The following is a 12,169-nucleotide window of genomic DNA, read 5'->3' as shown; positions in this document are numbered from 1 at the left end:
TTTGGCGTATTTTCGCATGTAACCGCCCATAATCGACCAAACCAAAGGCATTTATGAATCCAATCATCAGCGAATTGCTCGCCCGCATCCAGCACATGGAGTCAGAGATCGAGCTTGAAATGAAACGCAAGCGCGCTGAACTGCAAGCAGACTTCGACGAAACCCGTGTGCGCTTTGAGCGCGAAGTGTTAGAACAGCAACGCCGCTTCAAAACAGGCGCGATGGCCTACCTGCTCACCGCCAACTTATGGAGCGTGCTGACCGCCCCCGTGATTTACGCCCTTTTACTTCCCATCCTGTTGCTAGACATCTCCGTCACGATCTACCAGCATATTTGTTTTCGGGCTTATGGGCTTGCCCGCGTCAAACGCAGCGACTACTTTGTGTATGACCGCACGCATTTGGCCTACCTGAATCTGATTGAAAAAATCAACTGTGCCTATTGCTCCTACGGCAATGGCGTGATGGCCTATGGCCGCGAAGTGGTCGCTCGCACCGAGCAATATTGGTGCCCCATCAAGCACGCCCGCAAAATCATGGCAGCTCACCCCTATTACACCGGCTTTGTTGACTTTGGCAATGCCCAAAGCTACAAGGACGAACTGGAAAATCTGCGCTCCGAACTGGCCAAACTCAAATAAAAACCAATCCATAAATGCCACACACAGACATAGACAAACGCCTGATGAATTTAGAAGTGAAGGCCAGCTTCACCGAAGACTTGGTAGAGCAACTCAACCAAACCATTTTTCAACAGCAGCAGCAAATCGACGCGCTCATTCGCGAAGTGAGCCAGTTGCGCCAACAAACGCCAGATGGCGGATCGGGCGGGTTCACCAGTTTGCGCGATGAACTGCCACCGCACTACTGAGGCAGCCATCAAGCCCATGACTGAAGCCATGCAAACATCGCACACATATGAATTGGGTGAGCTTGTGCTTTCTACGCTTTACAGGCTCAGTGCTTACGCCACCATCAACCTGATTGACGATGCGGCCATGCTGTCGATCGTCTTCATCTAAGTTTAAGAAGGAGATTCCCATGTCAAAAACCGTTGATTACTACCTTGCCCCCATGAGTCCTTGGGCATATTTGGGCCACCAACGCTTTGTGCAAATTGCCAAAGCAGCAGGCGCTACGGTGCGTGTGATACCCATGGATTTAGGCCAAGTGTTTCCCATATCGGGTGGTTTGCCCTTGGGCAAACGTGCGCCGCAACGCCAAGCGTATCGCTTGATCGAGTTGACGCGCTTCAGCAAGGCGCTGAATCTGCCATTAAATTTACATCCCAAGTTCTTTCCCGTGGCCGGTGACCCTTCGGCCAAGCTCATCATTGCGGTGGATATGCACCACGGCTCCGATGCAGCCTTAGCCATCACAGGTGCGGTGCTATCAGCCGTGTGGCACGAGGAACGCGACATTGCAGATGCCGCTACTTTGGCAAGCCTGCTAAGCGAACACCAACTGGATGCCGCCTGCTTGGCGTTGTCCAACACGCCCGAAGTGCAAACACGCTATGACAGCTACACCCAAAGCGCGATCAACGCCCAAGTGTTTGGCGCGCCCACCTTTGTGGTGGACGGCGAGATGTTTTGGGGTCAAGACCGTTTGGACTTTGTGGCCGACGCACTCAAGCCGTAAAAAGCACCGCCCACAAACAATTCAGCCACCGGAGTTGCACACAAGGTGCAACGCGGTGGCTGAATGCGTTTGAGGCCGCTGTGAAGCGGCTACTCATTAACGAGGTGTGCGTGGCTTAGGTGCGCGCTTCTTGGCATCAAAACCGCCACCAAACGACTTGCCTGCCGCTGGGCGTGCTGGCTTGTCAAAAGGTGTGCGACCTGCTTCGAACGGGGCGCGTGGGCCACGTGCTGGGGCACGGTCATCAAAGCTGCGCGGTGCGCGGTCTTCGAAGCTACGTGGGGCACCGAAGTTGCCGCGTGGTGCGCCTTGGCCTTCGCCAAAGTTGCCACGTGGAGCACCACGACTATCACCGCCGAAGCCACGGTTTTCACCGAAACCGCGGTTATCGCCGAAGTTGCCGCGCGGTGCACCTTGACGTGGCTCGAAACTGTTGCCACGAGGTGCGTTGTCTGAACGACCTTCAAAGCGGCCCTCAGAACGACCTTCCGAACGTGGCTCAAAGCGGCCTTGGCCGTTGCCTTCAAAGCGTCCACCGCCGCCACCAAACTTGTTGCCGCCGCCGAAGCCGCCACGGTTACCACCGCCGCCAAACTTGCCGCCGCCTTTGCGGTCGTAGTCACGACCAGCGCCGCCACGTTGTTCAACGCGTTGAGTGGGTTCCATGCCTGGAATCACTTCAGCCGTGAACTGCTGGCGTGTGTAGGCTTCGATGTCATAAATTTTGCGCTTGTCGCGGAACTCAGCCAAAGTGATCGCCAAGCCATCACGGCCAGCACGACCGGTACGGCCAATGCGGTGGGTGTAATCCTCAGACTTCATCGGCAAGCCAAAGTTGAACACGTGCGTCACTGTGGGCACGTCAATGCCGCGAGCGGCCACGTCGGTTGCCACCAAGAACTGCACTTGACCTTGACGCAAAGCCATCAAGCGACGGTTACGCAAGCCTTGGCTCAAAGCGCCGTGCAAAGCAACAGCGGAGAAGCCTTCTTGTTGCAAGTCATTGGCCAAACCGTCGCACTCGATTTGGGTGCTGGCAAAGATGATGGCTTGGTTGATCGTGGTGTCGCGCAAGAGGTGGTCCAACAAACGGCGCTTGTGTTGCGCGTTGTCCGCCCAATGCAGCACTTGACGAATGTTGTTGTGCTTTTCTTGAGGTGAGTCAATTTGCACGCGTTGGGGTTGACGCATGACGCGTGTGGCCAACTGCTGAATGCGCGGCGCAAACGTGGCGCTGAACATCATGGTTTGCTTGCGGTCGATGGTGAGCTGGTTGATTTCTGCCAAGTCGTCCGAGAAACCGAGGTCCAACATACGGTCGGCTTCGTCCACCACCAAGAATTGAACTTTGTCCAACTTGATTTGCATGGAACGTTGCAGGTCGAGCAGACGGCCAGGTGTAGCCACCACCAAGTCAGCGTTTTGCAGTTTGGCAATTTGCAACTGGTAAGGCATGCCGCCCACCACGTTGGCCACGCGCAAACCACGGCAATGCTTAACCAAGTCGATGGCGTCATGCGCCACCTGTTGTGCCAATTCGCGGGTTGGGCAAACAATCAAGGCGCCAGGAGTTGGGGCTTTGAAGTTGCGTGTGTTGGTGGGGTCTTTGCGCTTGGCGCGCTTGGGTGGCTCTTCGCCATTGGCCGCAGCATCCGCCACGAGCTTGTCCCAAGCTGCTTTGTCAGCGGCATCGGCTTGCGCTTGCTGCTGGAGCAAGGTGTGCAACACAGGCAACAAGAAAGCCGCTGTTTTGCCGCTACCTGTTTGGCTGGACACCATCAAGTCGATGAAGCCTGCCTTGGCATCTGCGTTGGCAGATGGCAAAGCCAAAGGAATGGTTTTGAGTTGAACCGTGGTGGGTTGCGTGTAGCCAAGATCGGCCACAGCTTGCACCAGTTCAGGTGCCAAGCCCAGTTCGACGAAGCCGTTGGGCACGTCGACTTGAGGTGCTTCAGCTTCAGCGTGGGCAACTTCAGGAGTGTGAACGCCCTCAGTGGAAACTGCATTTTCAGCAGCCATAGAAATAGTTTCGGCAGGCGCAAATTCGCCTGTCACATTTAAAGTGTCAGTCATGATTTTTTCTCGCACGTGAGCGCCACAAGTTGTGCGGCTGCTCCGTTCTAGGTTAAAAAACATCAACCATCAAACGGAACCTGCTCTGACCCGCTAGGGGTTTATTCAGTGCTTGGGGCTCATTTGGCGAGCCCGGTGAATGAAGGGAGATGTACAAATTCGCTACTGCTTTGTAGCGAAGACCTTGATTATGGCACGAATTCGGGTTTTTACCTAATTAAAGTTTCAAGAAGTGTTCACGGTAGTGAATCATCTCGTCAATCGACTCGTGCACATCGGCCAAGGCTGTGTGTTTCTGGGCCTTTTTAAAGGCATTCAACACTTCCGGCTTCCAGCGACGCGACAGCTCTTTGAGCGTGCTCACATCCACATTGCGGTAGTGAAACCAACCTTCGAGCTTGGGCATGTATTTATTCAAGAAACGGCGGTCTTGGCCAATGGTGTTGCCACACATGGGCGACGCGCCTTTGGACACATAGGGCTTCATGAAAGCAATCAGTTGCTCTTGCGCTTGTTCTTCGGTCACGGTGGAGGCTTTGACTTTGTCAATCAGCCCGCTCTTGCCGTGCGTGCCTTTGTTCCATGCGTCCATCTTGCTCAGCAACTCATCGCTTTGGTGAATGACGAATACGGGGCCTTCAATGCGCACCGACAAATCGGGGCTGGTCACGATGACCGCAATTTCAAGCAAGCGCTCGCGCTCAGGATCAAGGCCAGACATTTCGCAATCCAGCCAAACCAAGTTCAGGTCTGACTTGGCGAGTTTGGGGACGACGGGGGTAACAGGAGTGGTTGCAACTTCAGACATGGATGAGATTGTCGCCCATCATCTAAACTCCTCCTCCATGATGAATCCCTCTCTCGCGATGACCTTGACGCTGGCAGTTCTGCTAGTGGCCAACCTGCTCACCAAACTGTGGCTCAGCGGCCGTCAAGTGCGCCACGTGGCGCAACACAGAGCCCAAGTGCCTGCGGCCTTCGCGCACACCATCAGCTTAGACGCACACCAAAAAGCGGCTGATTACACGCTAGCCAAAGCGCGCGTGGGCGTGGCCGACTTAGGGCTTGATGCCATCACGCTGATGGCGTGGACATTACTCGGTGGCTTAGACCTGCTCAACCAAGTCACGCTGGATTGGATGGGCGAAGGCATAGGCCAACAAATCATGCTGGTGGTCAGCTTTAGCTTGATTGGCGGCTTGATTGGCCTGCCCTTGTCTTTGTTTCAAACCTTTGGCATTGAGCAACGTTTTGGCTTTAACAACACCACGCCGAAGCTGTGGGTGAGCGACATGCTCAAAGGCTTGTTGGTGGGCATGGCGCTGGGCTTGCCCATTCTGTGGCTTGTGCTGTGGCTCATGCAAGCGGGCGGCGTGCTGTGGTGGATCTATACCTGGGTGGCCTTGGTGGTGTACCAACTGTTTGTGATGTGGATTGCACCCAACGTCATCATGCCCTTATTTAACAAGTTCACTCCGTTGGAAGACGCCACGCTCAAAGAGCGCGTCACCGCGCTGATGACCCGCTCGGGCTTCACTGCCAAAGGCTTTTTTGTGATGGATGGCAGCCGCCGCTCAGCCCACTCGAATGCATTTTTCACAGGCTTTGGTGCGGCCAAGCGCGTGGTGTTTTTTGACACGCTGCTGGCCAAGTTAAATGGCGACGAAATGGAAGCCGTTCTAGCTCATGAACTGGGCCACTTCAAACACCGCCACATTTTGAAAATGATGGCCACCAGCTTTGCCACCAGTTTGGCTGGACTCGCTTTGCTAGGCTGGGTATCACAGCAAGTTTGGTTTTACACAGGCTTGGGCGTGATGCCCAATTTGAACGGCAACAACAGCGCATTGGCATTGTTGTTGTTCATGTTGGTGCTGCCTTTGTTCACCTTCTTTGTGTCGCCCTTGTCGGCCCGTCGCTCACGCAAGTTTGAGTTTGAAGCCGACGCGTATGCCGTCGCCAACAGCGATGGCAAAGCGCTGGCTAACGCCTTGCTTAAGCTCTACCAAGATAACGCATCCACCCTCACGCCAGACCCTTGGTACGTGGCGTTTTACTACTCGCACCCGCCCGCTTCACAGCGCTTGGCGCGGATGGCTGCATGAAGCAAATCGGCCTAGTGGTGGCCAGCCACGGACGACACTGTGTGGTGGAAACACCTGATGGCGAGCGTCGCATTTGCCACCCGCGTGGCAAGAAAAGCCAAGTGGTCGTGGGCGACCGTGTGCAATGGTTGGCCAGCACAGACGAGGGCACGATCGAAAAAGTTGAGCCACGTCACAACTTGTTTTACCGACAAGATGAGATACGCACCAAGTCGTTTGCAGCCAACTTAGACCAAGTGCTTATTCTTTTGGCGGCCGAGCCTGAGTTCTCTGAGATGCAGCTCACGCGAGCCCTTATTGCCGCCGAGGCGGAGCACATCACGCCCATCATCGTGCTCAACAAGCGCGATTTGACTGAGCTGCATGCGCGAGCTTTCTCCCGCCTTGAGCCTTACGTGAAGATGGGCTACACCGTGCTGCAAGGTGCATTTAAATCGGGTGATTTAGGCGACTTGCCAGAGCGCTTGAAGCACAAAACCACCTTGGTGCTGGGCCCCTCGGGCACAGGCAAAAGTACCCTCATCAACGCATTGGTGCCCAATGCCAATGTGGCCACAGCCGAAATTTCGCAAGCGCTAAATTCGGGCAAACACACCACCACATCGACCACCTGGCATTGGGTGGATGCTGAGCGCAAGACGGGTTTGATTGACTCGCCTGGTTTTCAAGAATTTGGCGTGCATCACATCGACGCCATGCAGTTGGCAGCTTACATGCCCGACTTCAAGCCGCATGTGGCGCACTGCAAGTTTTACAACTGCACGCATTTGCACGAACCTTCATGCGGCGTACAAGATGCGGCAAACGCAGGGGCGATCAGCACGTCGCGCTACAAGCTCTACGGCATGTTGTTTGCTGAGCTCACGCAGCCTGTGAATTACTAGCCTGTGAACTACTGAAACGTGAACGATTAAACGCTACGCTGCACCCCGAGATTTAACCCAGTAAGCGGGCCAAAGTGAGCAAGGCCAACAGCACCATCCACAGCACCACGCTGCGCCAGACCAAACCCACCACGCTAGATAAATGGGCCGTTTCTGGTGTGCGGCCCGGAGTGCTTTCGCTGTCGAAGTTTTCATCACTGCCGTCTTCTGCACGCAAAGCTTCGCCACCCAAACGCACATTCAAAGCACCAGCCGTAGCGGCCAGCACAACACCGTCGTTGTCATCAGGAAAGCGCTGCGCGTGGGTGCGCCAGCAGTCGATGGCTTCTTCAAAGTTACCCACCACGGCAAAGGCCACGGCGGTCAAACGTGCAGGCAGCCAATCGACACGACGCCATGCTTCCCGTGCTGCGTTTTGCAAGGTATCGCTCACCCAGCCTTTGGTGGCTTTGGGTTGCGCTTGCCAAGCATGCGCCACCATGTCGCTCATGCGGTAAATCACCGCACCTGCGGGGCCAAAGCCTAAAGCGGCCAAAATAGAAAACCAAGTCAACACACCAAACACATGGTGGTGTGCTGACAGCACAGAATGCTCAATCACATGACGCAGCAATTCGCTGCGCGGCAAACTTCCCACTTCCACGTGCTGCCACTCGGCCAGTAGTTCACGCGCTAAGCGCTCGTCGCCCACATCCAAAGCATCACGAATGTCAGTGAAATGGTGGCTGAACTGGCGAAAACCCAAGGTGACGTACAACACCGCCACGCTCCAAATCATGGCCACAGGCCATCCAAACACACCAATCAAAAACCAATGCACCACCGCGGCAATGACCGCTGGCAACCCCACCGCCAACAACCAAGTGGTCCATGCCAGACGCGGATGACCAGCGTCCAAAGTCTGACTGATCCAATTGACCCACGTGCGCACGGTGCCATGCACCCAATTGCCGCGTACCAAAGGACGGGCTTGTTCAATCAACAACGCAAGTAGCAGGGAAAGAAAACTCATGCTCGGATGATAGCGGCAGGTCAACGCAATTTAAGTGCCTCAAGCCAGCAAGAAGCGGTAAAAGTTGCGCAGCATGCCAGCCGTCGCACCCCACACAAAACGCTGCTGTTCACCGTCTTGGTAAGGCATGGACAGCCATTCGCGTGTCACCCCTTCAAACTCATAGCGGTGCCAGCGGTGGTTGGCGGGGTTCATCAAATACGCCAAAGGAACTTCAAACGCATCTGACACCTCGTGGGTGTTAAGTTGCAGCGTCATAGCCGGCGATATCAAGGCCACCACGGGCGTGACATAAAACGCTGAGCCCGTCACGTATTCAGGCAAGGTGCCGAGCACCTGCACATGGCGGGCGTCTAGCCCCACCTCTTCGTGCGCCTCACGCAAGGCAGTGGCAGCCACATCGGCATCGCCCTCGTCACACTTGCCGCCCGCAAAGGCAATTTGCCCTGCGTGCGTGGACATATGCGCGGGGCGCTGGGTGAGCAGCACGGTGGGTTCATCACGCATCACCAGCCCCAGCAACACAGCCGCTTGGGCGGGTGCGCGGTCCATGAACTTGCGCTCGCGCAAGAGCTCGGGCTGCCACACCGGCGGATTGGCAAACCGTGCCTGTAAAGCGTCAGGCGTGAGGTGCTCTGCAGGCACAGCTGCCAAGTGCGTGTCCACTTGGAACACAGGCACAAGTTGTGGGTCAAAGGCTGGGAGTTTGGACATAGAAAAAGCCACCGCAAGCTTTCACTTGGGGTGGCTTCTAAGCAAGGTGGAACCTGCTTATTTAGCGGCTGCTGCGGCTTTGAGCGCTGCGGCCGACTTGCTGACCAATTTTTCTTTGATACGGGCAGACTTACCGCTACGGTCGCGCAAGTAGTACAACTTGGCACGACGCACATCACCGCGACGCTTGACTTCGATGCTCGCGATCAAGGGGCTGTAAGTTTGGAACGTACGCTCCACGCCTTCGCCGCTAGACATTTTGCGAACTGTGAAGCCGCTGTTGAGGCCACGATTACGCTTAGCGATCACCACACCTTCGTAGGCCTGCACACGCTTGCGTGTACCTTCAACCACGTTGACGCTCACAATGACTGTGTCGCCAGGTGCGAATTCGGGGATAACTTTAGCGAGGCGAGCAATTTCTTCTGCCTCGAGAGTTTGGATTAAGTTCATGTTTTCCTCTAAAGGATCTTGGTCGCGCTACACAAAAGGCTTCTTGCATCAAAGGCACGAAGCGGCCGACCAGAGGATCGAAAAGCCCACCATTATAGCGAGTTTTGAGCCTTTAAAACAGCTTCGTCTTGCGCCGTGAGCTTACACTCGGCGCGGGCAGCATCAATCAGCTCTGGGCGCAGGCGGGCAGTGAGTAGCAAACGTTGGTCACGGCGCCAGCGCTCGATGTTGATGTGATGGCCAGACACCAGCGCTGAAGGCACGCCCTGCCCCTGCCACTGCTCGGGACGGGTGTAATGAGGGCAGTCGAGCAAACCGTCCAAAGCGGGGTTGAAACTGTCGAGCTGGTGGCTGCCCTCGTCATTGAGCACGCCTGGCTGTAAGCGAGCCACGGCATCCAACAAGGTCATGGCCGCCAATTCACCACCCGACAACACAAAATCGCCGATGCTGATTTGCACATCCACATGCGTGTCGATAAACCGCTGGTCCACGCCTTCGTAGCGGCCACAGAGTAGTACTGCGCCTTGGCTGTCCGACCAGCGCTGCACGGCCGCGTGACGCAGCGTCTCGCCAATCGGCGAGAACAACACCAACGGGGCCACGTCGCGGGCTTGGCCACGGTCAGCTCGAATCGCGGCCAAACAGGCAGACAAGGGCTCGGGCATCATCACCATGCCGGGGCCACCACCAAAAGGGCGGTCGTCCACACGACGGTAGTTGCCTTCGGCGTAATCGCGGGGGTTCCACAAGCGCACATCCACCAGCCCAGCCTCGTAGGCGCGACGTGTGATACCGATTTTTAAAAACGGCTCAAACAGCTCTGGAAAAAGCGTGATGATGTCAAAGCGCATGGCTATGGCCTTGGACGGGTCGATTTAGTAATCGGGCTGCCAATCGGCGGTGATTCGGCGTCCAGCCAAATCGACGGTGTCGATGTAGGCAGACACAAACGGAATCATGCGCTCTAGGGCCTTGCCCTCTACCTCGTAAGCAAGCACTAACACGGTTTGTGGACCGGTGTGCAACAGCTCGCGCACAGCGCCGAGTGCCACGCCTTCCCGGTTGATCACGTCCAGGCCAATCAGGTCGACCCAGTAATACTCGTCTGTCTCGGGGGTAGGAAAGCTCGCACGCGACACAAAAATGCGCGCGCCTTTAAGCAGTTCTGCGGTGTTGCGGTCGGGCACCTCTTGGGCCGTGGCAACCACAGAATCAGAATGTTCTTTGGCTTCGATGATTTTCAGAAGCACGGTGCCAGCAAATGTTTTGGCACCTCGCTCAGCAGGTTGTAAAAACCAACGCTTGGAAGAAAAAAGCGCCTCCGGAGAAGCGCTATGGGGCAAGACCTTGAACCAGCCTTTGACGCCCCAAGCAACTGCAATCCGCCCAACCTCAATGGCGTCCGCAGGAAGTTCTGCGGACTCAAGGCCCAGCATCATTGCATTGCTTTGGTTCAATTAAGCAGCAACCTTGGCAGCGGCTTGCTTGACCAAACGGATCACGGTTGGCGAACATTGTGCGCCCACGCTGGTCCAGTGAGTCAAACGGTCGTGCGCAACGCGCAAGCTTTCCGCTTGACCTTTGGCGATTGGGTTGTAAAAACCAATGCGCTCGATGAAACGGCCGTCGCGACGATCGCGCTTGTCGGCAACAACAATGTTAAAAAACGGACGGGCTTTAGAACCGCCGCGTGAAAGTCGGATGACGACCATGATGAATCCTTCGGGTGGAATTTTTTTCAACGTTTGAGACACGCGCTAAGCCACCCGGCCTGCGACACGCTGAAAAGCCTTCCATTATAGCGCCTTACACTACGAGTATGAAAAACAAAACCATCGCAGCTTGGTTGGCCTTTGTGGGCGGCCCTTTCGGGCTTCACCGCTTTTACCTGTTTGGCATGTGGGACACACTGGCTTGGCTGTTGCCCATCCCCACAGCGCTGGGCATTTACGGCGTTGAGCGGGTTCAGCAATACGGCCTGGACGATGTGGCCAGCTGGTGGCTCATTCCTATTGCGGGCTTCACCTTTGCGGCGTGCGCGCTGAACGCCATCGTGTATGGCCTGATGACGCCAGAAGCTTGGAACGCGCGATTCAACAGCACTGAGAATAACGACACACCGGCAGGTCAAACCAATTGGTTGACCATCGGTGCGATTGCGCTCGCCTTGTTAATTGGTACCACAGTGCTCATGTCAAGCATCGTGTTTAGCTTTCAGCGCTACTTTGAGTATCAAATCGAAGCAGCCAAAGAGCTGTCAGAGTAATTAAAAAATCTGCAGGCTGATCCAATACGCCACACCAGCTACAAAGGCGCTGGCAGGAATCGTCAAGATCCAAGCCCACACAATGCCGCCAGCCACGCCCCAACGGACCGCACTGGCGCGCTGCGTGGAGCCCACGCCCACGATGGCACCCGTGATGGTGTGCGTGGTGGAAACAGGAATGCCCAAGCCAGTCGCCAAAAACAAGGTCATGGCCCCGCCGGTTTCGGCACAAAAACCACCCACAGGTTTGAGCTTGGTAATTTTCTGACCCATGGTTTTCACAATGCGCCAGCCACCAAACATGGTGCCTAGACCAATGGCCATGTAACAGCTGACGATGGTCCAGCTCGGTGGCGATTTATCTTCGGCTGAGGCATAACCGGTCGCTAACAACAACATCCAAATAATGCCAATTGTTTTTTGTGCATCGTTGCCACCGTGACCCAAGCTGTAGGCGCCAGCGGACACAAGCTGCAAACGGCGGAACCATTTATCCACGCGCGAGGGGCGGAAACTTCGAAAAATCCAAGCCACGGCCACCATCATCAAAGAACCTAAAGTGAAGCCCAGCAAAGGTGACACAAAGATGAAAGCTACGGTTTTCAAAATGCCCGCAGACACCAAAGCGCTGGTACCAGCCTTAGCAATCACGGCACCCGAAATACCGCCAATCAAAGCGTGCGACGAGCTGCTAGGAATGCCGTAATACCAAGTGATGATGTTCCAAGTGATGGCGCCCAACAAAGCACCAAACACCACGTGTGTGTCCACAATACCGGGCTGCACAATACCCTTACCAACGGTAGCGGCCACGCTGAGGTGGAAGATAAAGATGGCTACAAAGTTAAAAAAGGCGGCAAACAAAACAGCTTGCCCGGGCTTTAAAACACCCGTCGACACCACTGTAGCGATGGAGTTTGCAGCGTCGTGAAAGCCATTCATGAAGTCAAACATCAAGGCGAGCACGACCAACAAGGCGACCACCCAAAAGGCGGTTTGTACGGTTTCCATGATCAGC

General features: G+C 55.5%; 16 protein-coding genes. 7 read left to right on the top strand and 9 right to left on the bottom strand.

What is annotated here, in order from left to right:
- Positions 1 to 53 precede the first annotated feature (53 nt).
- Genes RMR24_RS04930 through RMR24_RS04915 form a run of 4 tightly spaced genes read left to right on the top strand, consistent with a single transcriptional unit; the run spans position 54 to position 1,641 of the window.
- Positions 54 to 641 carry a hypothetical protein gene (locus tag RMR24_RS04930; RefSeq protein ID WP_310613970.1) on the top strand — a complete coding sequence of 196 codons (588 nt, stop codon included), beginning with the start codon at positions 54 to 56 and terminating at the stop codon, positions 639 to 641.
- Between the two features lie 14 nt (positions 642 to 655).
- Positions 656 to 871, top strand: a complete 216-nt coding sequence (locus RMR24_RS04925; RefSeq protein WP_310613969.1) for a SlyX family protein — start codon at positions 656 to 658, stop codon at positions 869 to 871.
- Positions 849 to 1,022, top strand: coding sequence for a hypothetical protein (locus RMR24_RS04920; protein WP_310613968.1), 174 nt, complete (start codon positions 849 to 851; stop codon positions 1,020 to 1,022). The genes RMR24_RS04925 and RMR24_RS04920 overlap by 23 nt, the downstream gene beginning before the upstream one ends.
- Positions 1,023 to 1,041: 19 nt before the next feature.
- Positions 1,042 to 1,641, top strand: a complete 600-nt coding sequence (locus tag RMR24_RS04915) for a 2-hydroxychromene-2-carboxylate isomerase (RefSeq protein ID WP_310613967.1) — start codon at positions 1,042 to 1,044, stop codon at positions 1,639 to 1,641.
- Between the two features lie 96 nt (positions 1,642 to 1,737).
- On the opposite strand, the gene RMR24_RS04910 is transcribed toward RMR24_RS04915, so the two are convergent.
- Together RMR24_RS04910 and orn are read right to left on the bottom strand one after the other, a co-directional pair.
- Complete coding sequence (locus tag RMR24_RS04910) at positions 1,738 to 3,714, bottom strand: DEAD/DEAH box helicase (protein ID WP_310613966.1); 1,977 nt, start codon at positions 3,712 to 3,714, stop codon at positions 1,738 to 1,740.
- Between the two features lie 217 nt (positions 3,715 to 3,931).
- A complete protein-coding gene (orn, locus tag RMR24_RS04905) occupies positions 3,932 to 4,522 on the bottom strand; it encodes an oligoribonuclease (RefSeq protein ID WP_310613965.1) in 591 nt (196 codons plus the stop codon).
- A gap of 40 nt (positions 4,523 to 4,562) precedes the next feature.
- Here orn and RMR24_RS04900 point away from each other — a divergent pair, with 40 nt between their 5' ends.
- Entirely contained in the window at positions 4,563 to 5,819 is a 1,257-nt protein-coding gene (locus RMR24_RS04900; protein WP_310614076.1) for a M48 family metallopeptidase, read from the top strand.
- On the top strand, positions 5,816 to 6,703 hold the full coding sequence (gene rsgA / locus RMR24_RS04895) for a ribosome small subunit-dependent GTPase A (RefSeq protein WP_310613964.1): 888 nt from the start codon (positions 5,816 to 5,818) through the stop codon (positions 6,701 to 6,703). Before RMR24_RS04900 ends, rsgA begins: the two co-directional genes overlap by 4 nt.
- A gap of 52 nt (positions 6,704 to 6,755) precedes the next feature.
- On the opposite strand, the gene RMR24_RS04890 is transcribed toward rsgA, so the two are convergent.
- The 6 genes from RMR24_RS04890 to rpsP all read right to left on the bottom strand — a co-directional run bounded on the left by RMR24_RS04890 (position 6,756) and on the right by rpsP (position 10,597).
- Positions 6,756 to 7,715, bottom strand: coding sequence for a CobD/CbiB family protein (locus RMR24_RS04890; RefSeq protein ID WP_310613963.1), 960 nt, complete (start codon positions 7,713 to 7,715; stop codon positions 6,756 to 6,758).
- A gap of 39 nt (positions 7,716 to 7,754) precedes the next feature.
- The gene (locus RMR24_RS04885) at positions 7,755 to 8,429 is read right to left on the bottom strand and encodes a CoA pyrophosphatase (protein WP_310613962.1); all 675 of its coding nucleotides are present in this window, start codon (positions 8,427 to 8,429) and stop codon (positions 7,755 to 7,757) included.
- 57 nt (positions 8,430 to 8,486) lie between these two features.
- Positions 8,487 to 8,882 carry a 50S ribosomal protein L19 gene (gene rplS / locus RMR24_RS04880; protein WP_104801005.1) on the bottom strand — a complete coding sequence of 132 codons (396 nt, stop codon included), beginning with the start codon at positions 8,880 to 8,882 and terminating at the stop codon, positions 8,487 to 8,489.
- Positions 8,883 to 8,974: 92 nt separating this feature from the next.
- Positions 8,975 to 9,736, bottom strand: a complete 762-nt coding sequence (trmD, locus tag RMR24_RS04875; protein WP_310613961.1) for a tRNA (guanosine(37)-N1)-methyltransferase TrmD — start codon at positions 9,734 to 9,736, stop codon at positions 8,975 to 8,977.
- A gap of 24 nt (positions 9,737 to 9,760) precedes the next feature.
- Positions 9,761 to 10,324, bottom strand: a complete 564-nt coding sequence (gene rimM, locus RMR24_RS04870) for a ribosome maturation factor RimM (RefSeq protein WP_310613960.1) — start codon at positions 10,322 to 10,324, stop codon at positions 9,761 to 9,763.
- A gap of 18 nt (positions 10,325 to 10,342) precedes the next feature.
- Positions 10,343 to 10,597, bottom strand: a complete 255-nt coding sequence (gene rpsP / locus RMR24_RS04865) for a 30S ribosomal protein S16 (RefSeq protein ID WP_310614075.1) — start codon at positions 10,595 to 10,597, stop codon at positions 10,343 to 10,345.
- Between the two features lie 107 nt (positions 10,598 to 10,704).
- Between rpsP and RMR24_RS04860 the strand changes: the two genes are divergently transcribed.
- Entirely contained in the window at positions 10,705 to 11,151 is a 447-nt protein-coding gene (locus tag RMR24_RS04860; protein WP_310613959.1) for a hypothetical protein, read from the top strand.
- Here the strand turns inward: RMR24_RS04860 and RMR24_RS04855 are convergent, their stop codons facing one another.
- A complete protein-coding gene (locus RMR24_RS04855) occupies positions 11,152 to 12,162 on the bottom strand; it encodes an inorganic phosphate transporter (protein ID WP_310613958.1) in 1,011 nt (336 codons plus the stop codon).
- Between the last annotated feature and the right edge of the window lie 7 nt (positions 12,163 to 12,169).

Origin of the sequence: Limnohabitans sp., assembly GCF_031539105.1 — a bacterium.
Lineage (GTDB): Bacteria > Pseudomonadota > Gammaproteobacteria > Burkholderiales > Burkholderiaceae_C > Limnohabitans.
This window is presented reverse-complemented; position numbering and strand designations above follow the sequence as displayed.

Coding starts and splice junctions, on each gene's coding strand:
- RMR24_RS04930 (WP_310613970.1), top strand. CDS start 54: ATGAATCCAATCATCAGCGAATTGCTCGCCCGCATCCAGCACATGGAG.
- RMR24_RS04925 (WP_310613969.1), top strand. CDS start 656: ATGCCACACACAGACATAGACAAACGCCTGATGAATTTAGAAGTGAAG.
- RMR24_RS04920 (WP_310613968.1), top strand. CDS start 849: ATGAACTGCCACCGCACTACTGAGGCAGCCATCAAGCCCATGACTGAA.
- RMR24_RS04915 (WP_310613967.1), top strand. CDS start 1,042: ATGTCAAAAACCGTTGATTACTACCTTGCCCCCATGAGTCCTTGGGCA.
- RMR24_RS04910 (WP_310613966.1), bottom strand. CDS start 3,714: ATGACTGACACTTTAAATGTGACAGGCGAATTTGCGCCTGCCGAAACT.
- orn (WP_310613965.1), bottom strand. CDS start 4,522: ATGTCTGAAGTTGCAACCACTCCTGTTACCCCCGTCGTCCCCAAACTC.
- RMR24_RS04900 (WP_310614076.1), top strand. CDS start 4,563: ATGAATCCCTCTCTCGCGATGACCTTGACGCTGGCAGTTCTGCTAGTG.
- rsgA (WP_310613964.1), top strand. CDS start 5,816: ATGAAGCAAATCGGCCTAGTGGTGGCCAGCCACGGACGACACTGTGTG.
- RMR24_RS04890 (WP_310613963.1), bottom strand. CDS start 7,715: ATGAGTTTTCTTTCCCTGCTACTTGCGTTGTTGATTGAACAAGCCCGT.
- RMR24_RS04885 (WP_310613962.1), bottom strand. CDS start 8,429: ATGTCCAAACTCCCAGCCTTTGACCCACAACTTGTGCCTGTGTTCCAA.
- rplS (WP_104801005.1), bottom strand. CDS start 8,882: ATGAACTTAATCCAAACTCTCGAGGCAGAAGAAATTGCTCGCCTCGCT.
- trmD (WP_310613961.1), bottom strand. CDS start 9,736: ATGCGCTTTGACATCATCACGCTTTTTCCAGAGCTGTTTGAGCCGTTT.
- rimM (WP_310613960.1), bottom strand. CDS start 10,324: ATGATGCTGGGCCTTGAGTCCGCAGAACTTCCTGCGGACGCCATTGAG.
- rpsP (WP_310614075.1), bottom strand. CDS start 10,597: ATGGTCGTCATCCGACTTTCACGCGGCGGTTCTAAAGCCCGTCCGTTT.
- RMR24_RS04860 (WP_310613959.1), top strand. CDS start 10,705: ATGAAAAACAAAACCATCGCAGCTTGGTTGGCCTTTGTGGGCGGCCCT.
- RMR24_RS04855 (WP_310613958.1), bottom strand. CDS start 12,162: ATGGAAACCGTACAAACCGCCTTTTGGGTGGTCGCCTTGTTGGTCGTG.